Source organism: Alistipes sp. ZOR0009 (assembly GCF_000798815.1).
Classification (GTDB): Bacteria; Bacteroidota; Bacteroidia; order Bacteroidales; family ZOR0009; genus Acetobacteroides.
Genome location: NZ_JTLD01000059.1, coordinates 1 through 24,630 on the forward strand (window position 1 = coordinate 1; position 24,630 = coordinate 24,630).

The following is a 24,630-nucleotide window of genomic DNA, read 5'->3' on the forward strand; positions in this document are numbered from 1 at the left end:
AAACTCTGCAGACGCTTTTGCAGGGGTGAAAATGCTCCAGCAGACTCTGCGGACGTTTTTGCAGGGGTGAAAATGCCCCAGCAAACTCTGCGGACGCCAATGCAGGGGTGAATTTGCTCCAGCAGACTCTGCGGACGCGAATACAGGGGTGAATTTGCTCCTGCAGACTCTGCGGACGCCAATACAGGGGTGTATTGGCGGCTTTGCCTTTACCTTGTAGCAGATGTAGCCCGCACTTACTACCAAACGGACTATGTTCATAAGCCTATAGGCACAAAAATGACTCGCTAAACGTAACCAAAAAGATGCATCCTAGCAGCTAAATATTTAGGTAAAGAAGGTAAATAAAACTGTAAATAAGTATTAAATTGGCGGCAGAAATGGTTGCAGGCACGACCTGTAAACATATACCCATAACCATTATATAACGTAACCCCAAATGCAAGCCATAAATTACAGAGCAGCACTCCGCTGCATGGGCAATCTGATATTTCTCAGCTCCGCGCTGGTTTTAGCACAGGTTTTATGGGATTAGTAGATAAGTGAGGTACTAATTATATGTATATATCTAGGGTTGGGATGGATAGGGAAATATGTTAGGTGTAAACAGAAAAAAGCAATAGAATTAAATTGTATTTGATACGATATTTAGTCAAAGACTTAATTAAGAAGATGAAAATTAAATTTAAAACAACTTGAAATGAAAGGATTAATTATTTTTACTTTTAGCGCATTTGCTTTAGTTTCATGCGTTCAGAATACAGGTACTGACAATTCAATTTCGTTGTCGGATATAGATTCTTCTGAAGTACTTGTAGATACTAGTTCTACTTCCAGCAGTTTGGGCATTTGGTCAATTAGCAACTACGTTGACGAATTTGGAGAACCATCCAAAATGGAATTCATTATGGGAATGACTCAAGGTACTTTTAGTAATTCAGCTACAGAAAATTCTGAACTTGATGTTAAATTTTTAATTGATAGCAGATCTGAAATATCCATACAGCTATATGAATATGCAGGAGATAATCCTGTTAAATCTGGAATTTCTGAAAATTATAGAATTAAAATCAAATCGGCAGATGGCAGCACTGCAACTTTAAGCGCATATAATGGTTCAGACAGGTTGGTTCTAGACAAAAAAGATTCTAGAACGTTGAGTTCCTTTTTACTAAAAGGAGGAAGTTTGGCGTTTTATATCGTTAATCTTTCGGAATATACCTCTTCAAGTTATCGATTTGAAATTACGGACACTTCAGGATTTGATGAAGCATTAAAACTATTGAGCGAAAATAAAAAATTAAAAAAAGCCTAACGCCTAATAGAGTAGACGCCCCGCCAGCAAGCGCTGACGGGGTAACTTTTTTGCACCACTATATCTAATAGTGGTACTAAATTTTGCTTAGCAACGGTTTTCTTACTGCTGTTTTAAAAATACGTTACAATTATAAAGGAACAAGAGTAGAGTTAAACATCCTGACGGTAAGCTACCAATGATTTTTACAGTAGGGGAAATAAAGGATCAGGATACGATGCTGATAGGTCGTATAGAAAATGGCTATGAAATGTTTAGAGCCTCCAGCTGTTTTTGAACGTAATTTTTAAGTAGTATTGCTAGATGTGAAAACTTAATAATAGTACGATGGAAGGCGATGTTGTAGTAGAGCAGCTGAATGAGGCGGGGATAAGGCCAACCGCTACACGTATTCTGATATATAGGTTTATCATGGGACTGAAAGATACCTTTAGCCTTCGTGATATTGATGAAGGCTTGCTGAGTATTGATAAGTCAACAATATTCAGAACCCTGATTCTTTTTGAGGAGCACCATCTGGTTCATGGCATCGACGATGGGAGTGGAGCCATGAAGTACTGCCTGTGTCGCAACCACGGCGAATGTGACGAGCAGAGGCTACACTGCCACTTTTACTGCGTGGTTTGTAAAAAAACGCATTGCTTGGATAATATCATAACCTTAAATATGTCGTTGCCCGAAGGGTTTAAGATGGATCAGCTTAGCTGCGTTATAAAAGGTACTTGTGATAAGTGTTCGGCCTCTGGTCGACGATAAATTATGTGGTAATGCACTTTTGCAACCTAGTTGCAGAAAAAGGAGCGTACTTTTACCGAAAATTCACGAGCGTTGAGAAGGAAGCGTAACATAGCATTTGTGTTTTTATCAGTACTCATCATGCTGATAGCTCCTATCATTCCGCACCATCATCATGACGGTGTGGCTTGTGTAGTTATGGAGCGTTGCGCTCAGGATAACGCCTATAACGATGAGCATACAGGGCATCAGGAGTCTTCCAATGGCTTAGAGAAGGCTGCTTTATGTGTAGAGAATGCTCAGTATCTAGCTGCAAAATCGGAATTAGGCGGTAAGGCTTCTTCAAACGATGGCCTCTATCCACCTTCTTTATTATACTCCGCTTTAACTCCTCCATTTGATGCTGTACCTAACATTACCGTTGATGTTAGTATCCAGCTTGCGTATGGAGAGCTCATTTTTACCTACCAGTCAGCCGATGCTGCTTGTTCTAATAGCTTAAGAGCTCCCCCTTTTACTATCGCATAGTACCCCTTCTTGGGTACTTCTTAGCCGTGCACGGTAAGCACTAATTTTCTTTACTTCTAGCTCCGCACATTTGTGTGGTAAGCCTATTTGCCTGTGGTTATAGCTGTAAAGGTGCTGGTGCTTATTGCGCTATCCTTCTTCTGCTATTATTTGTCGATGGTGGAAGAGGTAGAGGGTAGCAAAACCGTTTGCAGGGTGCAATTCCTGTTATTTCAGCCAGGTTATTTGTGTCTGATGTCCTTCTATATGCGAGGTAAGCAGCAGCTGAAGAGGAAAAGTATCAAGGCTTACTTTTATCTCATTTGCAAAGGGCAGCAGTGCAGCGTCCATTTCAAAACAACTTTAAAGCGATTAAAAAATGAAAAAAAACATAGTAGGTATTTTGCTGGTTGCATCCATTTTTATGGTGGGTTGCAATACGTCCCAAAACAACAATCAAAGTAGCGCCAAAGTAGCAGACGAGCATGGCCATGAGGCTAACGAAGAGGGGCATGCCGATGAAATTGCCTTTACAGCGAAGCAGGCCGCAGAGGCCGGAATGAAAACAGAAACAGCGAGAGCCGCTCAATTCCTTAATGTGATAAAAACAAGTGGGGTAATCCAAACTCTTCCAGGCGACGAGCAGGCAATTGTAGCAACCAGCGCAGGGATTGTTTCATTTGTTAATGCTTCCATTGCGGCTGGTGTTCCGGTTCGTTCGGGTGAGGCAATCGTAACCATCTCGGCAAGAAACCTACAGGAGGGTGATCCTTCTTTAAAGGCTAAAATAGCTTTTGAGGTAGCACAGAAAGAGTATCAGCGCGCCAAAGGGTTGGTTGAAACCAAAATAATATCCGATAAAGAGTTTGAACAGGCCCGCCTGCGTTACGAAACTGCAAAAGCGGCATATCAAGGACAAGCGTCTAATGTTACCGCTGCAGGTATTCGGGTTACATCTCCTATGGGCGGCTACATTAAGAACCTTTTAGTAGGGCAAGGCGAATATGTGTCCGTTGGCCAACCAATAGCAACCGTGACACAAAATCGCCGTCTTCAGCTTCGAGCAGAGGTGTCGGAAACCTACTTTGGGGATTTGAAAAATATCCGCAGCGCCAACTTCAAAACGGCCTATGAGAGCACGACCTATAAGCTATCGGAGATGAATGGACGGCTACTTTCCTATGGTAAAACGTCGAATGGCACCTCCTTTTATATTCCGGTAACCTTTGATTTTGACAACATTGGTAACGTTATTCCTGGCTCATTTACTGAAGTGTATTTGCTGTCGGCTCCGCGTGGCAATGTTATTTCAGTTCCCGTATCCGCGCTTACCGAAGAGCAGGGGCTTAACTTCGTTTATATTCAAATAGAACCGGAAGCTTATATTAAGCGAGAGGTTGTTGTTGGGCAGAATAATGGCGAGCGAGCAGAAATTGTAAAAGGTCTTACAGGCGGAGAGGCCGTTGTGGTGAAGGGCGTTACGCAGGTGAAGTTGGCCTCTGCATCTGGAGCAATACCTGATGGCCATAATCATTAATCTTTAAAGCAAGTTTGAGCTATGTTGAATAAGATTATAAAATTTTCGCTCAACAATCGTCTTGTTGTGCTGGTTGCATCTGTATTGTTGATGATTGGCGGAACATATACCGCTACCAATATGGAGGTTGATGTGTTTCCCGACCTTAATGCTCCTACCGTCGTTGTTATGACAGAAGCTAAGGGGATGGCTCCCGAAGAGGTTGAGCGTTTGGTTACTTTTCCGCTGGAGACGGCTGTTAACGGGGCGACTGATGTGCGCCGTGTTCGTTCCTCCTCTACCACTGGTTTTTCTATTGTATGGGTCGAATTCAATTGGGGAACGAATATTTATTTAGCTCGCCAAATTGTCTCGGAGAAGCTGGCGGCTGTAAAAGATCTACTTCCTTCTAATGTCGGTAACCCAACGTTGGGGCCTCAATCTTCCATTTTGGGAGAGCTGATGTTTGTGGCTCTGACGGCTGATTCTACGTCCCTACAGGAGCTACGTACCATAGCAGACTGGACTATTCGTCCCCGTCTTTTAGCAACTGGGGGAGTTGCACAGGTGGCGGTTATTGGAGGCGAAATTAAGGAGTACCAAATTCTTCTCAGTCCGGAGAAAATGAAGCATTATGGCATTGGCCTTAACGAGGTCAATCAGGTGGTGCAGAAAATGAATCAGAATGCGGCTGGAGGTGTTTTGTATGAGTATGGGAATGAGTATATAATTAGAGGGGTGCTGTCTACAAATCAAATCGATGCTTTGGGTAAGGCGGTTGTTAAAACTGTCAATGACATTCCTGTACTTTTGGAGAATATTGCGGAGGTGAAGATTGGGAATCGTGCTCCCAAAATGGGTGTGGCTTCTACTCGTACTAAACCCGCCGTGTTGATGACAATTACCAAGCAACCGAATACAAGCACGCTGGGGTTGACGGATAAGATTGATGTGGCTCTTAAGGAGCTACAAAAAAGTTTGCCTGCAGATGTCAAGATGGAAACGGATATCTATAGGCAGGAGCGGTTTATTAATAGTTCGATTGATAATGTTCAAAAATCCCTTTACGAGGGAGCCTTCTTCGTTATTATAGTTCTGTTCGTCTTTCTTATGAATGTGCGGACAACGGTAATTTCTTTGATTACCATCCCACTTTCTTTGGTGACATCAATACTTGCTCTTAAATGGATGGGGCTTACCATAAACACCATGAGCTTGGGGGGAATGGCAATCGCTATAGGTTCGCTTGTCGACGACGCCATTGTTGATGTAGAAAATGTATTTAAGCGGCTGCGTGAGAACCGAAATAAGCCTGAGGCTGAGCGAAAGACGGTGATGTCGGTTGTGTTTGATGCATCAAAAGAGGTGCGTATGCCCATTTTAAATTCGACGCTTATCATTATCGCCAGCTTTGTGCCGTTATTTTTTCTTTCTGGAATGGAGGGGCGCATGCTTGCTCCTTTGGGTATTTCTTTTATTGTTGCTTTAGCGGCTTCTACCGTTGTTGCATTGACGCTAACTCCGGTGCTTTGTAGCTATCTATTGGGTAAAACGAAAAAGAGTGGCGATAGCGTAGAAAGCGAACCGCTGGTTGTTCTTAAGCTAAAGAAGGGTTATGCAAAGCTCTTAACATGGGCACTTTGGCACAAGAAGATAGTTTTGATTGTAACGGGAGTTGTATTGGTTGGTTCGGTCGCTCTTTTTTCAACCTTGGGGCGTAGCTTTTTGCCTCCTTTTAATGAGGGATCGTTTACAGTAAGCGTCAGCACCCTACCTGGGATTTCGTTGGAGGAGTCTGATAACATTGGGCGTATGGTAGAGAGACGGTTGCTTACTATACCCGAGATTCAAACCGTAGGCCGTAAAACGGGGCGTGCAGAGCTTGATGAGCATGCATTGGGTGTAAACGTATCGGAGGTAGAAGCACCCTTTGTACTCGACAAACGAACCAAAGAGGAGGTGCTGGCAGAGATTCGTGGCAAGGTGAAAGATATCCCAGGTGCTAATGTGGAGGTTGGAGCCCCAATTACTCACCGGATTGATGCAATGCTATCGGGAACGCGTGCAAGCATTGCCATTAAGCTGTTTGGAACCGACTTAAACAAAATGTTCTCTGTCGGAAATCAAATAAAAGGGGCCATTGAAGGAGTCGAGGGTATTGCGGATTTAAACGTAGAGCAGCAGGTAGAACGCCCTCAGCTAAAGATAGAGCCCAAACGAGAGGTCCTAGCGAAGTATGGAATTACTCTTCCTGAATTTGCAGAGATTGTCAACGTAATGCTTGCAGGGGAGGTAGTTTCGCAGGTTTATGAGGGAAATAAAGCTTTCGATTTAACCCTCAAGGTAAACGAAGATAGCCGCGAAACAGCCGATAAAATACGCAACCTTATTGTAGATGCAAAGGGACGAAAGTTGTCACTTAGCAACATTGCAGAGGTAACCTCTTCTGTTGGACCTAACACAATCAACAGGGAAAATGTAGCACGAAAGATTGTTATCTCGGCAAATGTTGCGGGTCGAGACCTGTTGGGGGTTGTAACCGATATTCAGCGCATTGTAGATAAAAAGATTAAGCTGCCAGAAGGTTACCACGTCGAATATGGAGGTCAGTTTGAGAGCGAGAAGGCGGCGTCTCGTACGCTGATGATTACATCTATCTTCTCGATATTCGTCATCTTTTTGCTTCTTTTTAACCAGTTCAGAAGCATGACGCAGTCGGCAGTGATTCTACTTAATCTGCCTTTGGCTCTTATAGGAGGTATTGTAGCCATTTCGATTACGGGAGGAGTTATTAGCATCCCTGCTATTATTGGATTTATATCCCTATTTGGTATTGCAACCCGTAATGGGATGCTGCTGATATCTCGTTATAACGATTTACAAAATGAAGGGCTTTCTCCAGTAAAAAGCGTAATGCATGGATCGGTAGATCGGTTAAATCCAATATTGATGACCGCACTTAGTACAGGATTGGCCCTTATCCCATTAGCCGTTGGTGGAGATTTGCCAGGAAATGAGATTCAAAGCCCGATGGCAATCGTAATCTTGGGGGGATTGTTTACGTCAACGCTGCTCAATGCGTTTATTATCCCGATTATGTATCTTCTTACTAATAAAAAAATAGTTGAAGAGGTTATTACCGACGACGAAATTCAGGAGGCATAGCAATGAAAAAGATTATCATAGGCATGATGGCAATTATGGCGACAAGTTCCCTTTTTGCACAAGACAATATAAAAAACGTACTCAATACTATTGAGCAAAATAACACAACCCTCAAGGCTTTACGAGAGGCTGTAGATGCTCAGAAATTGGAGAATCGTACAGGTATTTATTTGGCAGATCCAGAGGTTGGTTTTAACTATCTCTGGGGGAATTCAGCTTCTGTTGGTAACCGACAGGATATTAGCGTTACTCAACGCTTTGACTTTGGTACCTTATCTGGATTGAAGAGTAGGGTTGCCAATGGGAAAAATGAGCTGCTTGAGTGGCAGTACAAAGCTGATAGAATGAATTTGCTCCTTGAAACTAAACGCTACTGCTTGGATTTGATATATTACAACTCCTTGCTCCGCGAACTTGAAATTCGTTTAGTACATGCCGAAGCTATTGTTGCAGGGCAAAAAGAGCGCCTTAAAAGAGGAGATGGCAATATGCTAGAATACAATAATGTCGAACTCAACTTGGCCGCTGTAAAAGGAGAAATATCCCGTGTTGAGACGGAGAGAAACAGTGCTATTTCTCAGCTTACCCGACTAAACGGAGGATTAAAGTTGACGTTTAATGAAGTTAGGTTTCCATCCATTGATATGCCTGCCGATTATGAAAGGTGGTATGCTACTGCTGAAGAGAAAAACCCAATTCTTTCGTATGTAAGACAAGAGGTTGAGCTTAGCAAAAAGCAGGTCTCTTTAGGTAGGTCGATGGGGTTACCTACTTTCTCCGCTGGGTATATGAGCGAGAATGTAGTTGGACAACGTTATCAAGGGGTGTCTATTGGGCTTTCCGTTCCGCTATGGTCTAACAAAAACAGGGTTAAGCAGGCAAAGAAAGCTGTAAGCGCTGCAGTTAGCAAACAAGCTGATACCAAACAGCAGTTTTTTAGCCAGCTGGAGATTTTGTATTTCCGTACACTTGGATTAAAAAAGGCTGCAGAGGTTTATCGTTCGTCACTTACGAATGCCAATAACAGTGCGCTACTAAAGCAGGCACTAGATGCAGGCCAAATTTCTATGCTGGATTTTATGGTACAGATCGGACTTTATTATAACACAGTCAACCAGGCTTTACAGGCGGAACTTGACTATCAAAAAGCTTTTGCAGAACTTTCGGCGGTTGAATTGTAATGAATCGCCGGGAGAGACGCGCCTTGAAACGAAATGGAAGGAAGCATCTCCAAAGTGAGAAGAAACCATCTTGGTGGCTAGTTGCCTTGAGTGTAGCTACCGGGGGGATCGTTGGGTTTTGTTTTTGGTATTTTCTTTCAAGGTGTGGAAGCGAGGGGTGCTTTTACAACAGCTTTCCTTTAGGTGAGCTATTTTGCTCATTGTTGTTTTTTGGGGCTCTACCTTACATATTATGCAATAAGCGATAAAATGTTTGAGAACAGGGTTGTTTGTAGCACTGACCTAGCGGATCAGTGGATTCAAACAACCCTGTTATTTTAAAGATCATTTACCTAATAACTCTTCTGATACGCTTGGCCTTAATTCCGTTAATTGGAAGGCATTATAGTTGAAAGTTACGAGTTGCTTTCGAACTATGATGGTTTCTTGCTAAAGCTTACTGCAGAAACGATTACTAGATTCTGCATCTGCCCTAGTGTGAATTTAAGGGCAAAAATTTAAATATTGTAGGGTAGATAACAACGTGCGGCCACATGCTGGGGAAAGCAAGATGGAGCAATTCCCCGCAGTGGTCGTAAAAAAGGGAGCGCCGAACGGCATTCTTTATTGTAAAAATGTCAACTTTTTTCAGGACTAGTTATATGGTGTAGTCTTTTTACAGCACCCTGCGCATCCTTTCTACCGCCTCCTGCACGTAGGCGCGGGGGCAGGCTAGGTTGATGCGGCGAAAGCCTTTGCCGTTGGCTCCGAAGGTAATGCCCTTGTTGAGGCCCACCTTCGCTTCGCCGATGAGCTTCCTATCCAGCTCTTCGTCGGTAAGGCCAAGTGCGCCGAAGTCCATCCAGGCAAGGTAGGTTCCCTCGGGCTTGTACACCTTGATGCGGGGCAGATGCTCCTTCACCAGGGCATCTAGCAGCTCGATGTTACCTAGAATGTAGCTGTTAAGTTGGTCGAGCCACTCGTCGCCATGCGTATAGGCGGCCTCTAGCCCAATTAGTCCGGGCAGATTGCTCATGCCTAGGTGCAGCTGCTGCTCCGATACCTGTAGGTACTGCTTGCGCAGCTCGGGGTTCGGGATAGCGGCGTAGGCTGTCGACAGTCCGGCCAGATTAAACGTCTTGCTGGGGGCCATAAAGGTTACGCAGCGGTTGGCAAAGCGGCTGTTGGCAATGGCCGCAATATGCCGGTGCCTATGGGGTTTCATGATGATATCCGAATGGATCTCATCGCTGATGATCGTTACGTTATGCTTTTCGCACAGCTCGCCAATACGAAGCAGCTCCTTCTCGTCGAACACGCGCCCGGTGGGGTTGTGCGGGTTGGATAGGATGATGGCCTTGGCGCCCTGTAGCTGGGTGTCGAGGTTTTCAAAGTCAATCTCAAAGCGGTCGCCATTGGCGATGAGCGGATTCTCGATTAGCGTGCGGTTGTTTTTTAGGATGGCATCGAAAAAGGGAGGGTAGACAGGAGTTTGTATCACAATCCGATCTTGGGGTTGGGTGTAGGCCCATACGGCCACGTTAAGGCCTGGTACTACGCCCGGCGAGTGGCAAATCCACTCCTTTTCGATGACCCATCCGTTGCGGCGCTCCACCCACCTGATAATGGCGTCGAAGTACGATTCGGGGCGGTAGGTGTAGCCCAGCACCTCGTGGGTAAGCCGTTCGCGTAGGGCGTTTACCACAAAATCGGGCGATTTGAAGTCCATGTCGGCCACCCACATGGGCAGCACGTTGGGGTTTCCGAATACGGTTTGGCGGGCGTCCCACTTGATGCAGCTGGTGCTCTCTCGCGAGATGATTTCGTCGAAGTTATAGGTCATGGCGTTTTAGCTAGGGGTGATTACAAAAAAAGGAGCACACGTGCTCCCTTTCTATTTTTTATGATGTGCAGAAAGCTTACTTTCCAATTTCGCTAACCTTTCTAAACATACCGTCTACCTTTTCGAAAAGTTCGGTCCAGATAGCCTTGTAGTAGGCCTTTACGATCTTCTTGTTGTCCTTGCCGTCAGGATTGTTGGCGCGGGTGTAAAGTTCGTTGCGCAGCTCAATGGCCTCGTTGATGATGTCGATTACTTCGTTTTGCTTTGCTGGGTGAAAGTATGTATAGTTGTAGCAATCAGCAATCACTTCGCTTACTAGATAGTCGATGTCCTTTTTTAGTCTTCTTACACTTGCCATAAATGCATGTTTTTTGGTAATAGCGCAAATTTAGCATCTTTTTCGTTACAGCATTTTACCTTCTCTCTTTTTTTGAGGTTTATACTAGGAAATTATCCTAACGATGGTTAGTTGTGTTAATTTTGCTTCTTTTGTAGGATAATTATGCGAATCTTTACTTTCGATGAGACGACGCTTTAAAACCGCCTTTTGGAGGAGAATGGAAATGATGGCCAGCTTCAAGAAGAACTTCGAGAAGTTTGGAGGTTTCTTTCTGCTGCTGACCAGCATAGTTTCTATTGCCGTAATCATATATGAGATCGGATTTGATCTAACGCCAGAGTTTTATTCGAGGTCGAGCAACTTCTACTTTTTTGCTTACCTCGTTTTCTTTGCCAGCCTAATCTTTCGATTTTTCAGTAAGGATTTCAGGGAGAAGAAGGGGAAGGGGCACTTTCTGGCGTGGGGAATGTTCGGAATGCTATTTTTTCTGCTCATCATTGCCTACCTCAAGCCCGATGAGTATATCCGAACGAAGGCGCCTTTTCTGGCTTTTTTGAAGAGTCCGCTATTTACCTACGTCTTTTTGCTTATCCTCTCGGTGATGGAGGTGTCTCGCTCCACCTTTGCCATGCTCAAGAAGGAGATCAACACCTCGCTTATTTTTGTGCTCAGCTTTCTTCTGATAATCTTGGCAGGTGCCGGGTTGCTGCTGCTGCCTAATGCAACTACAGGCGGTATTTCGGTGGTTGATGCGCTGTTTACCTCCACCAGTGCGGTTTGTGTTACCGGGCTTATCGTGGTGGATACTGCTACGGCCTTTACTCCAATTGGTCAGATTATAATTATACTCCTCATACAAATAGGCGGAATAGGGGTAATGACGCTTACCTCCTTTTTTGGTTATTTTTTGGTAGATAAGTTTTCTTTTAAGAATCAAATTAATCTTGGGGACTTCATCAGCGAAGACAACATTAGCGAGATTTTTAAGACGTTGATGAAAATTGTTTTCATTACGCTTTCCATCGAGGCTGTAGGGGCGGTGTTCATATATTTATCGATAAAGGATACGATTGGAGCTTATAATGAGGTTTACTACTCCGTTTTTCACGCGATATCGGCGTTCTGTAATGCGGGTTTCTCAACCTTTACGGACAACCTATACGATATTCGAGTTCGCGAAAACTATGCATTGCACACCTACATTGGCTTGTTGATTATTCTTGGAGGTATTGGTTATCCGATACTATTCAATTTTATACAGCTTATAAAGCATTTCGTTCGGAATAAGGTTCGTCAGGTGTTGGGATTGCAGGCACGCTACATTCATCGCCCTAAAATTATTAACCTCCATACGAAACTGGTAGTTTACACTACGCTGCTGCTGCTGGTTTTTGGGGCAATATTCTTTGGGATATTCGAGTACGATAATACGCTAAAAGGGTTACCTTGGTATGGTGTTGCTGCCGAGTCTTTTTTTGGATCGGTAACGCCGCGTACGGCAGGGTTTAACTCTATAAATATGGGGCAGATGCTGCCGCAAACCGTTTTACTTACCATGTTTTTAATGTGGGTTGGAGCGTCGCCAGTATCAACAGGGGGTGGTATTAAGACTTCTACCTTTGCTGTGGCCATGCTTAACATTTTTAATGTGGCACGTGGTAGAGAACGGCTTGAAATTGGTGGCCGCGAGGTTACCAACAGCTCGGTTCTTAGGGCCTTTGGTGCTATTGTGCTCTCGATCCTAATTATAGGCATTTCCTCATCGCTAATTAAGATTTTTGAACCCAAAATTGATATGATGGCGATAGTGTTCGAGAGTATTTCGGCGCTAAGTACCGTGGGGCTATCTATTGGTATTACGCCAAGCCTCGATGATGGTAGTAAAATAGTGCTGATTGTAACCATGTTTATTGGGCGTGTTGGCGCGTTAACATTCCTTTCTGGGCTAATTAAGCATTCCCGCGAGCTGGACTACCGCTACCCCAAATCGAGTATTTTTGTCAACTAGCAAACAATTAAGTAGAGATGAAGTTTATCATTATTGGTTTAGGAAATTACGGATCTGCGCTTGCCGAGCGTCTTACCTCCATGGGGCACGAAGTAATTGGGGTGGATTCTAATACCCACCGTATCGAAGAGCTAAAGTCAAAAATAACAAGCACCATAAGCATGGATATTAATGAGGTTCACATGCTGAAGGTGCTTCCATTAAAAGATGCCGATGCGGTAGTTGTTGCTATCGGAGAAAATGTAGGGGCCTCAATTTTGGTGTCTGCAGAACTTAAGCAGCTAAAGGTTAATAAGCTTATTAGTCGTGCCATCTCTACGTTGCATACTACGGTTCTAGAAGCCATTGGTGTAGACGAAGTAATTACTCCAGAAAAGGATTCAGCCGAAGATTTTGCCTTACAGCTCGATGTGAAAGGCTATAAGGACTCATATGCCATATCAAACCAGCATCGTATTCTCTCTATGACAGTGCCTAGCATTATCGTGGGGCAAGCCGTTGGCGAACTTTCGTTGGGAGATAAGTTTAATATTAAGCTGGTAACTATAATAAGGAAGGAGTATGCAACCAACTTTTTGGGGGCAAAATCGATGACCGAAAAGGTTGTTCATCCGGTCGGTTTGGGGACTGTTATTGAAAAGGAAGACACCTTAGTCCTGTTTGGAGACATCTCCAATATCCAAAATTTTACCAACTTCTACTCCTAACTTACTTTTTGAAAATAAAAAATACGGCAAGAATAAGAAAACCAAAACCAATGAGGTGGTTTACTTTTATGGTTTCGTTTTTAAAAACAAGAACGCTGAATACCATAAAGACAGTAAGGGTAATAACCTCTTGAATAACTTTTAGTTCAACAAGGGAGAAAGGGCCTCCATTCTCCCTAAAACCAATTCGGTTTGCGGGTACCTGAAAAAAATACTCAAAAAGGGCAATTCCCCAACTTATTAGGATTACTGCTACAAGTGGTAGGGTTTGAAACCACGAGTATTCCTTTAGTTTTAGGTGTCCATACCACGCAAAGGTCATAAATACATTAGAAAGGACTAGTAGCGCTATTGTCAGAAAAATTTTCATTTCGGTAAATTGAGGTGCAAATATAGCCTCATTTGTTTTTACCTGAACAGATTGTTACTATCGGCGAATTTTGTGTATTTTATTATTTATCCTTCAGGGGTGGAGTTCTGTAAGCGGCGTTCTGCGGCTTTTATTCTCATATTTTTAATCTTAAACCCTTAATACTAATAAGTATTTTATAGCTAGAACTGAAGATTTGTACCAAAATTTATGGGTGTAAGGATGGCCATGAATAAATCTTATAGGTAGATATTTCGCTTGTTATTTTATTAAACTTATTGAAAATTGGTCGATTTTATTTTTCTTTAAAGTCTGAATGTTTTATTCACTAGTAGAACAGGATTAAGTTGATATAGATAATAATGAGAATTATATGACGCTAAATAAAGAGGAGCAAGAAGATCGAAAAATAGTTGTGTCTGCAATACCTGCGCTTGATACAAGGAGTCTTGCTGATAAGGTAGAAACAATGCTTATTCAGCTTTTGATCGATAAGAAATTGAAACCTGGAGACTCTATTCCTAAGGAGCTGGATCTGGCACAAGCAATGGGCGTAAGCCGCACTGTCATAAGGGAAGCCCTATCTCGGCTGCGTACATCAGGTATAGTGGAATCGAAGAAGCACCGAGGAGCTATACTTATAAGTCCCAACCTTTCGAATGTTCTTGGTCGTTCTTTGATCCCTACGATGCTCAATAAATCAACCTTGAAAGATCTTTTCGAAATGAGGCTGGTAATAGAAATTGGAATGGCCGATGTTATATTCAATAAGATAACCAAGGATGATATTGCCGAGTTAAAGCAGATGGTGGAGGGACAACCAGCAATGGTTGATGCCAATACTTTGTTTGAGGTAGATCATGAAGTTAATTTTCATGGAAAGTTATATGAAATCACTAAAAATAAGACGCTAAAAGATTTTCAGTTTTTGCTTCTTCCAATATTCAACCATGTATACGAGATGGGGGTTTTAAGACCATCTTTGAATCCTGATTCTCATGTTTCGCACAAGGGGCTTGTTGACGAGTTGGAAAAAGGTGATCCGAACTCTTTTAGAATTGCAATGCGAAACCATTTAGATAATCATTTCCGAAGGCTCTTTGAGCAGGAGTAAAATTTCTAGTGGCCTGCGCATTAAAGATATTTTGTTTCATTCTTAATAAAGGTTGTTGTTTATTTGTTTTTTTAAGTTTATAACCACTAATTTTTTGTGAATAGATTATCTATTTATACATAGACGTATAAAAGAATTAGGGTATTGGTTGTGAGTATGCCATATCATAGCTTTGATGGTTCTTTTTGAATTCTCAGAATATGCTAGGATGCAAGCTAAGAATAGTGTGGAGCTTGTTTATGGGGGTAAGTGTAGCATTAATTTAATAAAGTAAATCGTTTTTTATGATTTTGGATTCCGTACAGTATCTTGGCTTATACGTAGGGGCTATTCCTGAACTAAGTAAGGTTGTTACATATTTGGACGAAGTTGAAAAGATAGGTATGCCAGACGAGAGAGTAAACATCGATGGTGATAACCTATTTGTCATTCCAAGTAGAGGATTAGGTAAAACGGCCTCCGATGCGTTGTTGGAAGCTCATGACTCATATATCGATGTTCAGGTGTGCTTGGGAACTGCTGAAACCTTTGGTTGGAAGAACCGAAATTGCTGTTTAGCGCCTATTGGTACGTTTGATAATGAAAAGGATATAATCTTTTTTGAAGATAAGCCCAGTACATTTCTTACCATTAAAAAAAGGGAATTTGTAATTTTTATGCCCAACGATGCTCATGCTCCGTTAATTTTTGATGGGGATGTTGTTAAGTTGATCTTTAAAATTAAGGTCTCTTAATACGTAGAATGAACATTGTTTAGGGTATGAAATTTAATGCGTTAGTTCCCGAATCACCTTATATTTTTCGATATTTGGCTTACGCTCTGCTGTCGCAAGCCAAGCAATCTGTTTACGACTATAAATATTTTTCTAATGTTAGGTTTAAAGGGGGCAGTTCTGCTTCTTTAGAGAAAAAGATTGAAAGCATAGGAGATGTAGATTTCAATGTAAAGGGTGTTAAGCATACGTTAAATGCCTTAGTTTCTGGGACCGATACTTTGTCTTTTCTCGTTGTTAAAGATGGAAAAATTATTTTTCAGCATTACAGTGACGGAGTCAGAGAGGAAACGCCTTTGTTGTCGTATTCTGTAACTAAAAGCTTTTTTTCGAGCTACTTGTCGAGGTTACAGCAGTTTGGTGTTTTTTCTTTTTCAGATATGCTAGATCAGCATAACCAGAGTATGCCTAGCTTTATAGGTAAACGAACAATCCAGAGTCTTATGAATATGGAATCAGGCATTCGTTATATTCATGGGAAAAGTCCATCTACGGATATGGTTCGTTTTTGGCTTTCTCCCAATGTTAGGAACGATCTACTATCTATAAAACAGGATGTTTCTGGACAATCTTATTTTCTTTACAATGATATCCATTTGCATTTATTGTACCGAATGTTGGATAATAAGTTGTTTGATGTCGCATCCGATTTTTACCATAGTATTTGGAAATCTTTTGATATGACCTACGATGGGCTATTAATGCAGGATAGTTCTAAACGGAAATGGTTAAAAATGGATGGAGGCCTCTCGTTAACAGCCTACGATATGGCAAAATTTGGACAGATTTACCTAAATAATGGGAAGGTAAATGAAAATCAAATTCTTCCTTTGGAGTGGTGTCAGGATATCAAGAAGTCGACCAATACGAGAATGGACTTGGAGTATTGGGACTTGTACCGTCAAATAAATCATCGTTGGTACCCTGTATTTAAGGAAGGGCGTACGTACTATAAAAACTTTTGGTGGGGTACAGAACAAGAGAACGGTCCTAATGATATTTATGCGATGGGGATTTTGGGACAGTTTGTATATGTTTCCTCAAAAAATAACGTTGTTATAGTCCGCCAAGGTAATAGTTGGGGTATAGAGGGTTGGTGGCCTTCCATTTTTGAGAAACTTGCTGAAAAAGTAAATGAAATTATATAGAAAAGGCTGTTCATTGAACAGCCTTTTCTATTATATCTTTTGAAGAGGAACCTTCGGCATGTCATAAATTAAGGAGTGAGCCTCAATTGTAAACCAATCTTCGAATATGTCCCATGATCTTTCTTTTGGCCATAGATCTTCCTCGCTATACCAGTCCATCAGCTCGTTGGTGAAGATTTGATCGTAGTTTTTTTCCAAGTAGGTTACGATATCGTCTTCACTTTCAAATTCGGGGATAAGATAGACGTTGAAATCACCGCTTTCTTCAATTTCTTCAAGATCAAATTGCTCGTCTACAGATAATAGCCAATCCCAAAAAGGCTTTTGAGGGATTACAACAAGCGCGTTACGATTTACTATTTTCATCGAATTTTATTTATTTGGCCATAAAACCGGTTGTTCCTATAGCTAATGGTTATATCCTGAACCTCTATTATGGAGGTCTTTCTTGAAAACAAATGTACGCAAGAAATTGCTTTGGGTCAATGAGTGGCCATACAAATATTATTTTTATCTCAATTAGCAAAAAGACGCCTAATTAGTTGTTAGAGTTATAATTCTTTACAAAATTTGCTTCGCTTTATAAACACACTTTATATCTTATGTTTGGATTAGATGCAATGCATACTATGATGCTGATATTGTTGTTGTTGGCAACAGTTGCATTCGAGTTTATTAACGGCTTTCACGATACTGCAAATGCGGTAGCTACGGTTATTTACACCAACTCTCTGAAGCCTAAAACAGCAGTTATTTGGTCGGGATTTTGGAATTTCGTTGGAGTTTACGTTGGTGGTATCGCTGTAGCAATGGGGATCATGCATTTGATTCCGAATGAGATACTGGCAGATTACAACACCTATAAATCAATGGCTTTGATTTGGGCGATCATTATCACTGCCATCGGTTGGAATTTTTTTACTTGGTATTTTGGAATTCCGTGTTCTAGCTCGCATACTTTAATCGGTTCAATTTTTGGGGTCGTGTACACTTATACCTTGTTGCATCCAGGTACGAGCGTTGTTTTGAACTGGCAGAAAATTTTGGATATTGGCCTTGCACTGCTGATTACTCCAGTTTTGGGGTTTGCATTGGCGCTTATTTTGATGTATATCCTTTTTAAGGTTGTAAAGAAAAAGAAGATATTTAAGGAGCCGAAACCTAACAAGAAGCCTCCATTTTGGATTAGAACGCTTTTGATTCTGACATCTACCAGCGTTAGCTTCTCGCATGGCTCTAACGATGGTCAAAAAGGTGTTGGTATCATGATGATTATCCTTATAGCATTGGCACCATCTTTTTATGCGTTGGATAATTCAAAAGATCCGAAAGATTTGGTGATTAATATTCAGCGTGTCGAGCAGGTTTTACGTCAAATCGATATCGCTAAGTTAAAGGCCGATGATCAGGCGGTGGTAGCAGGGGCTGTAGTGAAGTTGGACAGCATGTCAAGAACTTTCAATAGCATAAACAGCTTTAGCCAACTTAAGAGTAATGTGGCGGCTGAAACCCGTGTGAGCTTGGTCGCTATTGTGAAAAACCTGAAGGGCATTAAAGACGCTAATGTTGCCTTGTTTAGTCAAGCCGTAAATAAGCATGATTTAAAAAGGTTTGATCACGATCTTAAAAAGATAAATGATTACGCAGAGTATGCTCCTACTTGGGTGATTTTGCTGATCTCCATAGCGCTTGGTATGGGTACAATGATCGGCTGGAAGCGTATTGTGGTAACAATAAGCGAGAAGATAGGCAAAACACACATGACCTATGCTCAGGGAGCAACTTCGGGTGTAATGGCAGCTTCTACAATCGGGCTATCATCAGTTCTAGGACTTCCTGTGAGTACAACCCATATTTTATCGTCTGGTATCGCGGGCTCAATGGTGGCTAGTGGTGGTTTGAAAAATCTTCAAACCAAAACCTTGAAAAATATAGGTGCCGCTTGGCTGGTAACTTTGCCAATCACTATTTTAGTGTCAGGGCTATTGTATTGGCTCTTTATTTCCATAATTGGCTAATGATCGAAAGGATAAAGAAACTTTCAAATAATGAAAAGGGGATGATAGTCTTAATTATCATCCTCTTCTTTGGAATTTTACTACGTTGGGGCTACGTACGCCAAAATGCTCAAAAGGGCATAGATAGATATATCAAAACAGACACACGTACAACGCGATAATCGGCATTCTATCCTGTCGATGGGTTTTATCGAAGGGATAATGCTTCGCAATAAACCTATGATTAAATGAAACGTTCTGATTTTCAATTTTTAGCTGTAATTTTAGCACTTTTCCTTCCTTTCGTATTTTCAAAAGATTTGTATGACTTTTACTGTTTGGCAAATGCCGATCATGGTATCCTTTTGAGCTTCATTAAGTTTGCGGTGCTTGCAACTTTAGGAGAGTCGTTAGGTGTTCGAATACGTCAAGGTGTTTATAACTATCGAGGTTTTGGCCTTTTACCTAGAGCGATAGTTTGGGGGCTTTTGGGTATCGCTATTAAGATTGCCTTCATTATTTTCAGCCAGGGGGCTGGTGCCGTGCTCGCCTATTTTGATGTAATGAAGAACGATAGTTTTGCGTACAAATTAGGTTTGGCGTTTACGGCTTCTGCGTTTATGAATATCATTTTTGCTCCGGTAATGATGATGGTACATAAGATTACCGATACGCATATTGTTCAGCAAGGTGGAACTGTAAAGGGGCTATTTTCTCCTATCGACGTACCTGTAATTCTTAAAAAGGTGGACTGGCAGATGATGTGGGGATTTGTATTCAAAAAAACAATTCCTTTCTTTTGGATTCCTGCACATACAATAACCTTTTTACTTCCAGCTACTTTTCAGGTACTTTTTGCCGCAGTATTGGGAATTGTACTTGGTGTTATTCTTGCATTTGCGGCCAACAAAAGTAAGTAGCAGGCGATATTTCGTTATATTTGGGAATAATTGAGATAATTTTCGGCTGCTAGCCATGTTTTTTATCTGGCTAAGCTGATTAATTTAACGTATTAGATTATGAAGAAGGTTGGAGTTTTTTATGGACCAAAAGGTGGATCGACAGAAGATGTTGCCAAACGAATTGCTTTACAGTTTGGTGATTCTGCAATTCTTATACCTGTAAGCGATGCAACTGCTGCTGATGTTAATAAATACGACAATGTGATTTTTGGCGTGGCGACTTTGGGGCGTGAAACTTGGACTGCAGATGTTAAAGGAGATTGGGATCTCTTTTTCCCTGAGTTAGAAAAGGTAAATACAGAGGGTAAAATGTTTGCTATTTTTGGACTTGGGGATCATTTGACTTATTCCAATAACTTTGTTGATTCGATGGGGCATGTTGGAAAAGTTCTTTTGGGTAAAGGTGCAACGCTTGTAGGGAAATGTCCAACCTGCGACTATACTTATAACGAATCGGAAGCGGTAATCGATGGCCAGTTTATAGGTCTACCAGTTGATGAAATTTTTGAATCGGAAAAGACAGATGAGCGCATTAAAGATTGGACTGTTCGTCTGAAAAATCGCTTTATTTAATTATAACGATATTTTGAATGAAACGGCTTAGGGGTTACGGCTCCTGAGCCGTTTTAGTTTTGGAGGAGGATGGTGGTGAGTTGGTTAAGCATTAATACATTTGCTGTGATTGTAGAATATCTGTTGCGTCCCAAATCGTTCTAGATAATCTGCAACCTTTATTCAGGTTGTGTAAAACACAAAGTGCTACAAATTCGTAGACTTTGAATTTATCTCTTTTTAAATCAATTGTAGGGGTTGTTTTTTTTAGATTTAGAATCCATTCTATGTGGTGGTAGCAGCAGAGTAATGCCGTATACATTGTCATTAATGACGGTGTAGTGGAAATACGTTTTTTGTTGGTGATGAGTATAGGATGCTTATTGTGTCTTTTCTGTAGTAACAAGAGAAACTCTTGATGAATAATTCTAAATGGGACGGTATGCTAAAACATCACTTAAAATATTCAAAGTTTTAACGGTTTGTATAAGAGTAGGATAAAGATAAAGGCATTATTCAGAAGTAGTTGTGATCACAATAAAATAAAAGAAATAGTTAATGGTAATGTTTTTAATGCAGGATGTAGATGAGCTTAAGAGGTTTGTTGTAACTACTAAGAAGCGCAATTTATGCGGCAATCTGCTAAAGCTTACTGCAGAAACGATTACTAGATTCTGCAGTAAGGGTATGTTAGATGCATGCCAGTCTATTCCTATTCCAGTCTCTGTGGCTCTTGATCCTTACGGGTTATGGTATGGATGCCTTTTTTGATAAATACATAGGTAATAGGAATAAGCGATAGAGCATTAGCCCATATAAGCGGACCATCCCACAGCATTAATCCGTATACCAGCCATAGAATAATGGCCACTTCCACAATGCAGTACATGGCAAATGAGATGCTTCTTGTGTCGTTTGTTTTGTAAACCTTATATGCTTGAGGAAATTGGTTTAACGTAGAGAGAATGGCGGCCATTGATCCTACAATTTCTAATGTGCTCATTGGTTTTGGGATTATAGTATAAACTCGAAATTTTCCTTTTTGTGCTTGTTATAAAGCTTTTTATCAAATCGATAAAGCTGTGCGGGCTTATGGGCAACACCCTCCTGCAGCTCATCTGTTGCCACCAGAAATTTCATTCCCGATATTTTACGACGGAAGTTACGTTTGTCAAACTTCTGGTTTAGGATCAGCTCAAACAGATTCTGTAGCTGCCCTAGTGTGAACTTCTGGGGCAGAAGTTCAAATATTATGGGATGGACAAGCATATCCAGGCTTAGCTGCTTGAGCGCAGCGTTCAGGATCTCGCGATGGTCGAATATTAGCTCGAAGGTGTCGTTTACATTCATCCATTCAGCCCTGTCTATCAGCTTAATTTTTTTGGGCTGATTAGGTTTAATCAGAGAGTAGAATCCAATTGTGATAACCCTTTCGTGGATAAGCCCGTTATCTTTAATCCATTGGTACTCGTCGTTATCCCTATTTAGCCGGTCGAGGTTGCTGAAAACGCTGAATTGTGACATAAATATATTCTGTGCCCCAGTTTGCTCCAGCAGCGTTCTGGAGGCCGTGTCCTCCATTCGTTCGTTGTAGAACATATGATTTCCTGGTAGCTTATACCTCAACTCTGTGCCGTTTGGTGTGGGAATAAACTCCTTACGTACTAAGACTTTAAGACAACCTTTGTCGTATGAAAATATTGCACAATCTACAGATATGTTGGGAATGACAGATGCTTGCTCCACTCTTGCTTTTATTAGTTTTTGATGATAACGGCGTTGTTCTGACGATGATGCCGATGTTAGTGTCTAATTAACATTGTTAGTGTTAAGATGACAATACAAAATAATTGAAAAAAAACGAGGTTTAAAACAGGTGAAATGATTAGTTGTGTAATATATAATTAATATAAATAAACACTATTCTGGTTTGTATAATTCTAAGATATAGGTTGTTTGATAAGTGTATTACTGTTAATATTGACTGTTTATTGTTGTTAAAGTGTTGAAATAACACTAAGGGTGTAAAAAAAACACTGAAAGAATTTTTGAATTTGAAAATAATGCTGAATTTTGTTAACAACTAACAAATAGGATTTCTAGTATTAATACTCGGATAATGAGAAGATTCATTAGTTTTATTGCTTGTGCATTTGTGTTGATGTCGTTTACTCCGAAAGGTAAAAGCGACGTGGAGTTGCGTGTAAACAGCATGCTTAAAAAGATGACGCTTGAGGAGAAGGTAGGGCAGATGGCCCAGATTACTCTCGACGTTATTGCTGCCGGAGGTGACAGGTATTCGAGTGCCGAACCTCTGCAGGTAGACAAGGCGAAGCTTCGTCATGCGGTTGTGAAGTATCACGTTGGGTCGGTTCTGAATACGACCAACAACAGGGCGAGGGATATTGCCACTTGGAACCGTACTATTGGAGATATTCAGGAGGTGGCTACTAAAGAAACCCGTTTGAAGATTCCTATTATATACGGTATCGATGCCATTCATGGTGCCACTTATTCGCTGGGTGCTACGATGTTTCCCCAGCAGATTGGGTTAGCTGCAACATGGAATCCAGCTCTAGCCAGAAAAATGGGGGAAATTGCGGCCTACGAAACAAGAGCTTGTAGCATTCCTTGGAACTTTTCACCGGTGTTAGATTTGGGGGCTGATCCCCGATTTTCACGTCAGTTTGAGGGTTTCGGAGAGGATCCCTATCTAGGTTCAGTGCTTGGTGTGCAGCTGGTAAAAGGTTATGAGGGCGATAGCCGTAACATTGCAGGTTCCCATCAGGTAGCTTCCTGCATTAAGCACTTCTTGGGCTATGCAGTACCAATATCGGGTAAGGATAGAACTCCTGCTTATATTCCAGACAATGTGCTTCGCGAGTATCATCTTCCTGCATTTAAAGCAGCAATAGATGCTGGTGCAACTACCATTATGATAAACTCTGGTATAATTAACGGAGTTCCTGTTCATGCAAATCCTTTGATAATAACAAATTTACTAAAAAAGGAACTTGGTTTTAAAGGTCTTGTGGTTACCGACTGGGGGGATATCGAAAATCTGTATCGTCGAGATCGGGTTGCTGGAAGTGTCAAGGAGGCTGTGAAAATGGCGGTCAATGCTGGAATAGACATGTCTATGATCGCTTACCAGTACGAAGAGTTTTGCGATGCCTTAGTTGAGCTGGTAAAAAGTGGTGAGGTAAAGCAATCACGCGTGGACGATGCAGTACGAAAGATTCTGAGATTAAAATTGGAGTTGGGACTTTTCGAAAAACCGGTTTCAGATAGCCATAGCTATCCGTTATATGGCTCGGAAGAGTTTGGAAAGGTTGCTTACGCCTCCGCTTTAGAGTCGATTACGCTGCTAAAAAATAGTAATGGAATTTTGCCCCTTACTAAGGGTGCAAAAATATTGGTTGCTGGACCCAATGCCAACTCCATGCGTTCTCTTAATGGGGGATGGAGCTACTCCTGGCAGGGAGAAAAAACCGATGAGTACACAGAGCGGTTCAATACGTTCTACGAAGCTATCAGCAGGAGTAACGGTGACGAGAATACTCGCTTTGTTCCAGGGGTCTCCTACGATAAGGACATAAAGTATTATAAAAGCCATAAGGACAAATTTGATGAGGTGCTTGCTGCAGCTCGCTGGTCCGATGTGGTCGTACTCTGTTTAGGAGAAAACTCGTATACAGAGAAGCCTGGGGACCTGCAGGATATGCATATCGACGACCTGCAGGTAGAGTTGGCTACTGAGGTGGCAAAGTCGGGTAAGCCTGTAATTCTGGTTCTTAACGAGGGCCGTCCTCGTGTTATATCACGAATAGAATCGTTGACGAATGGCGTAATACAAACCTATTTGCCAAGTAATTATGGAGGAGATGCTCTTGCTGCCATCATTTTTGGCGATGAGAATCCATCTGGAAAGTTGCCTTACACCTATCCTTCAGCCCCCAATTCGTTGGTTCCCTACTACCATAAGCCTTCTGAGGAGCAGAAGAAGATGGTTGGGGCGTACGACTACGAAGGAGACTACAATCCTCAGTATGAATTTGGATTCGGATTAAGCTATACAACTTTTTCCTACTCAAACATGAAGGTAACTAAGGTTACGATGGGAGCAAACGAAGAATTTACCGTTTCGGTTGATGTAACCAATACCGGAAAGCGTGCGGGCAAGGAGGTGGTACAGCTATACTCTTCTGATCTAGTTGCCTCTATCACTCCCGACGTGAAGCGCCTTCGTCGCTTCGAAAAAATTGAATTAAAACCTAATGAGACAAAGACTGTTGTATTTAGCCTTTCTACTCGCGATCTCGCATTTGTTGACATGCATAACAGGTGGATTGTAGAACCTGGGCAGTTTGAATTGAGAGTCGGTAATCTGAGCCAGTTGGTTATTGTTAAGTAAAACA

General features: G+C 41.7%; 22 protein-coding genes. 15 read left to right on the forward strand and 7 right to left on the reverse strand.

Going from position 1 to position 24,630, the window contains the following annotated elements; translation table 11 throughout:
• Positions 1-700 precede the first annotated feature (700 nt).
• The 3 genes from L990_RS14945 to L990_RS19400 all read left to right on the forward strand — a co-directional run bounded on the left by L990_RS14945 (position 701) and on the right by L990_RS19400 (position 2,578).
• Positions 701-1,315 (forward strand): hypothetical protein, encoded by a 615-nt coding sequence (locus L990_RS14945; protein ID WP_047451030.1) that lies wholly within the window; start codon positions 701-703, stop codon positions 1,313-1,315.
• 327 nt (positions 1,316-1,642) lie between these two features.
• Entirely contained in the window at positions 1,643-2,071 is a 429-nt protein-coding gene (locus L990_RS14950) for a Fur family transcriptional regulator (RefSeq protein WP_047451032.1), read from the forward strand.
• A 72-nt stretch (positions 2,072-2,143) separates the two neighbouring features.
• The gene (locus L990_RS19400) at positions 2,144-2,578 is read left to right on the forward strand and encodes a DUF6769 family protein (RefSeq protein ID WP_231562289.1); all 435 of its coding nucleotides are present in this window, start codon (positions 2,144-2,146) and stop codon (positions 2,576-2,578) included.
• Between the two features lie 207 nt (positions 2,579-2,785).
• Here the strand turns inward: L990_RS19400 and L990_RS20530 are convergent, their stop codons facing one another.
• A complete protein-coding gene (locus tag L990_RS20530) occupies positions 2,786-2,908 on the reverse strand; it encodes a hypothetical protein (RefSeq protein WP_262480651.1) in 123 nt (40 codons plus the stop codon).
• 28 nt (positions 2,909-2,936) lie between these two features.
• Here L990_RS20530 and L990_RS14960 point away from each other — a divergent pair, with 28 nt between their 5' ends.
• Genes L990_RS14960 through L990_RS14970 form a run of 3 tightly spaced genes read left to right on the forward strand, consistent with a single transcriptional unit; the run spans position 2,937 to position 8,419 of the window.
• On the forward strand, positions 2,937-4,094 hold the full coding sequence (locus L990_RS14960) for an efflux RND transporter periplasmic adaptor subunit (RefSeq protein ID WP_047451035.1): 1,158 nt from the start codon (positions 2,937-2,939) through the stop codon (positions 4,092-4,094).
• A 21-nt stretch (positions 4,095-4,115) separates the two neighbouring features.
• A complete protein-coding gene (locus tag L990_RS14965) occupies positions 4,116-7,238 on the forward strand; it encodes an efflux RND transporter permease subunit (RefSeq protein ID WP_047451037.1) in 3,123 nt (1,040 codons plus the stop codon).
• A gap of 2 nt (positions 7,239-7,240) precedes the next feature.
• Positions 7,241-8,419, forward strand: a complete 1,179-nt coding sequence (locus tag L990_RS14970) for a TolC family protein (RefSeq protein ID WP_047451040.1) — start codon at positions 7,241-7,243, stop codon at positions 8,417-8,419.
• 655 nt (positions 8,420-9,074) lie between these two features.
• On the opposite strand, the gene L990_RS14975 is transcribed toward L990_RS14970, so the two are convergent.
• A complete protein-coding gene (locus L990_RS14975) occupies positions 9,075-10,241 on the reverse strand; it encodes a MalY/PatB family protein (protein ID WP_047451042.1) in 1,167 nt (388 codons plus the stop codon).
• 76 nt (positions 10,242-10,317) lie between these two features.
• The gene (locus L990_RS14980) at positions 10,318-10,599 is read right to left on the reverse strand and encodes a hypothetical protein (RefSeq protein ID WP_047451044.1); all 282 of its coding nucleotides are present in this window, start codon (positions 10,597-10,599) and stop codon (positions 10,318-10,320) included.
• A 163-nt stretch (positions 10,600-10,762) separates the two neighbouring features.
• On the opposite strand from L990_RS14980, the gene L990_RS14985 reads away from it, so the two are divergent.
• Together L990_RS14985 and L990_RS14990 are read left to right on the forward strand one after the other, a co-directional pair.
• Positions 10,763-12,589, forward strand: coding sequence for a TrkH family potassium uptake protein (locus L990_RS14985; RefSeq protein WP_081981736.1), 1,827 nt, complete (start codon positions 10,763-10,765; stop codon positions 12,587-12,589).
• Between the two features lie 17 nt (positions 12,590-12,606).
• Entirely contained in the window at positions 12,607-13,296 is a 690-nt protein-coding gene (locus L990_RS14990; RefSeq protein WP_047451046.1) for a potassium channel family protein, read from the forward strand.
• Position 13,297: 1 nt separating this feature from the next.
• Here the strand turns inward: L990_RS14990 and L990_RS14995 are convergent, their stop codons facing one another.
• A complete protein-coding gene (locus L990_RS14995) occupies positions 13,298-13,666 on the reverse strand; it encodes a DMT family protein (RefSeq protein ID WP_047451048.1) in 369 nt (122 codons plus the stop codon).
• A 373-nt stretch (positions 13,667-14,039) separates the two neighbouring features.
• Between L990_RS14995 and L990_RS15000 the strand changes: the two genes are divergently transcribed.
• The 3 genes from L990_RS15000 (at position 14,040) to L990_RS15010 (ending at position 16,701) form a co-directional block, all read left to right on the forward strand.
• Positions 14,040-14,780, forward strand: a complete 741-nt coding sequence (locus L990_RS15000) for a FadR/GntR family transcriptional regulator (RefSeq protein ID WP_052181064.1) — start codon at positions 14,040-14,042, stop codon at positions 14,778-14,780.
• A 284-nt stretch (positions 14,781-15,064) separates the two neighbouring features.
• A complete protein-coding gene (locus L990_RS15005) occupies positions 15,065-15,514 on the forward strand; it encodes a YhcH/YjgK/YiaL family protein (protein ID WP_047451050.1) in 450 nt (149 codons plus the stop codon).
• 26 nt (positions 15,515-15,540) lie between these two features.
• Positions 15,541-16,701, forward strand: coding sequence for a serine hydrolase (locus tag L990_RS15010; protein ID WP_047451052.1), 1,161 nt, complete (start codon positions 15,541-15,543; stop codon positions 16,699-16,701).
• A gap of 30 nt (positions 16,702-16,731) precedes the next feature.
• Here L990_RS15010 and L990_RS15015 read toward each other — a convergent pair whose 3' ends face one another.
• Positions 16,732-17,067, reverse strand: coding sequence for a hypothetical protein (locus tag L990_RS15015; RefSeq protein WP_047451054.1), 336 nt, complete (start codon positions 17,065-17,067; stop codon positions 16,732-16,734).
• 236 nt (positions 17,068-17,303) lie between these two features.
• Here L990_RS15015 and L990_RS15020 point away from each other — a divergent pair, with 236 nt between their 5' ends.
• The 3 genes from L990_RS15020 to L990_RS15030 all read left to right on the forward strand — a co-directional run bounded on the left by L990_RS15020 (position 17,304) and on the right by L990_RS15030 (position 20,233).
• The gene (locus L990_RS15020; RefSeq protein ID WP_047451056.1) at positions 17,304-18,719 is read left to right on the forward strand and encodes an inorganic phosphate transporter; all 1,416 of its coding nucleotides are present in this window, start codon (positions 17,304-17,306) and stop codon (positions 18,717-18,719) included.
• A 227-nt stretch (positions 18,720-18,946) separates the two neighbouring features.
• Positions 18,947-19,618, forward strand: coding sequence for a membrane protein (locus tag L990_RS15025; RefSeq protein ID WP_047451058.1), 672 nt, complete (start codon positions 18,947-18,949; stop codon positions 19,616-19,618).
• A 99-nt stretch (positions 19,619-19,717) separates the two neighbouring features.
• On the forward strand, positions 19,718-20,233 hold the full coding sequence (locus L990_RS15030; RefSeq protein ID WP_047451060.1) for a flavodoxin domain-containing protein: 516 nt from the start codon (positions 19,718-19,720) through the stop codon (positions 20,231-20,233).
• Positions 20,234-20,924: 691 nt separating this feature from the next.
• Here the strand turns inward: L990_RS15030 and L990_RS15035 are convergent.
• Complete coding sequence (locus L990_RS15035) at positions 20,925-21,215, reverse strand: SemiSWEET family sugar transporter (protein ID WP_047451062.1); 291 nt, start codon at positions 21,213-21,215, stop codon at positions 20,925-20,927.
• 11 nt (positions 21,216-21,226) lie between these two features.
• Entirely contained in the window at positions 21,227-21,958 is a 732-nt protein-coding gene (locus L990_RS15040; protein ID WP_156121624.1) for an NUDIX hydrolase, read from the reverse strand.
• Positions 21,959-22,331: 373 nt separating this feature from the next.
• Here L990_RS15040 and L990_RS15045 point away from each other — a divergent pair, with 373 nt between their 5' ends.
• Entirely contained in the window at positions 22,332-24,626 is a 2,295-nt protein-coding gene (locus L990_RS15045) for a glycoside hydrolase family 3 N-terminal domain-containing protein (protein WP_047451066.1), read from the forward strand.
• Positions 24,627-24,630 lie beyond the last annotated feature (4 nt).

Coding starts and splice junctions, on each gene's coding strand:
- L990_RS14970 (WP_047451040.1), top strand. CDS start 7,241: ATGAAAAAGATTATCATAGGCATGATGGCAATTATGGCGACAAGTTCC.
- L990_RS15005 (WP_047451050.1), top strand. CDS start 15,065: ATGATTTTGGATTCCGTACAGTATCTTGGCTTATACGTAGGGGCTATT.
- L990_RS14990 (WP_047451046.1), top strand. CDS start 12,607: ATGAAGTTTATCATTATTGGTTTAGGAAATTACGGATCTGCGCTTGCC.
- L990_RS14960 (WP_047451035.1), top strand. CDS start 2,937: ATGAAAAAAAACATAGTAGGTATTTTGCTGGTTGCATCCATTTTTATG.
- L990_RS14980 (WP_047451044.1), bottom strand. CDS start 10,599: ATGGCAAGTGTAAGAAGACTAAAAAAGGACATCGACTATCTAGTAAGC.
- L990_RS15000 (WP_052181064.1), top strand. CDS start 14,040: ATGACGCTAAATAAAGAGGAGCAAGAAGATCGAAAAATAGTTGTGTCT.
- L990_RS14975 (WP_047451042.1), bottom strand. CDS start 10,241: ATGACCTATAACTTCGACGAAATCATCTCGCGAGAGAGCACCAGCTGC.
- L990_RS15010 (WP_047451052.1), top strand. CDS start 15,541: ATGAAATTTAATGCGTTAGTTCCCGAATCACCTTATATTTTTCGATAT.
- L990_RS14965 (WP_047451037.1), top strand. CDS start 4,116: ATGTTGAATAAGATTATAAAATTTTCGCTCAACAATCGTCTTGTTGTG.
- L990_RS15015 (WP_047451054.1), bottom strand. CDS start 17,067: ATGAAAATAGTAAATCGTAACGCGCTTGTTGTAATCCCTCAAAAGCCT.
- L990_RS14950 (WP_047451032.1), top strand. CDS start 1,643: ATGGAAGGCGATGTTGTAGTAGAGCAGCTGAATGAGGCGGGGATAAGG.
- L990_RS15035 (WP_047451062.1), bottom strand. CDS start 21,215: ATGAGCACATTAGAAATTGTAGGATCAATGGCCGCCATTCTCTCTACG.
- L990_RS14995 (WP_047451048.1), bottom strand. CDS start 13,666: ATGAAAATTTTTCTGACAATAGCGCTACTAGTCCTTTCTAATGTATTT.
- L990_RS14945 (WP_047451030.1), top strand. CDS start 701: ATGAAAGGATTAATTATTTTTACTTTTAGCGCATTTGCTTTAGTTTCA.
- L990_RS14985 (WP_081981736.1), top strand. CDS start 10,763: ATGAGACGACGCTTTAAAACCGCCTTTTGGAGGAGAATGGAAATGATG.
- L990_RS20530 (WP_262480651.1), bottom strand. CDS start 2,908: ATGGACGCTGCACTGCTGCCCTTTGCAAATGAGATAAAAGTAAGCCTT.
- L990_RS15020 (WP_047451056.1), top strand. CDS start 17,304: ATGTTTGGATTAGATGCAATGCATACTATGATGCTGATATTGTTGTTG.
- L990_RS15045 (WP_047451066.1), top strand. CDS start 22,332: ATGAGAAGATTCATTAGTTTTATTGCTTGTGCATTTGTGTTGATGTCG.
- L990_RS15030 (WP_047451060.1), top strand. CDS start 19,718: ATGAAGAAGGTTGGAGTTTTTTATGGACCAAAAGGTGGATCGACAGAA.
- L990_RS15025 (WP_047451058.1), top strand. CDS start 18,947: ATGAAACGTTCTGATTTTCAATTTTTAGCTGTAATTTTAGCACTTTTC.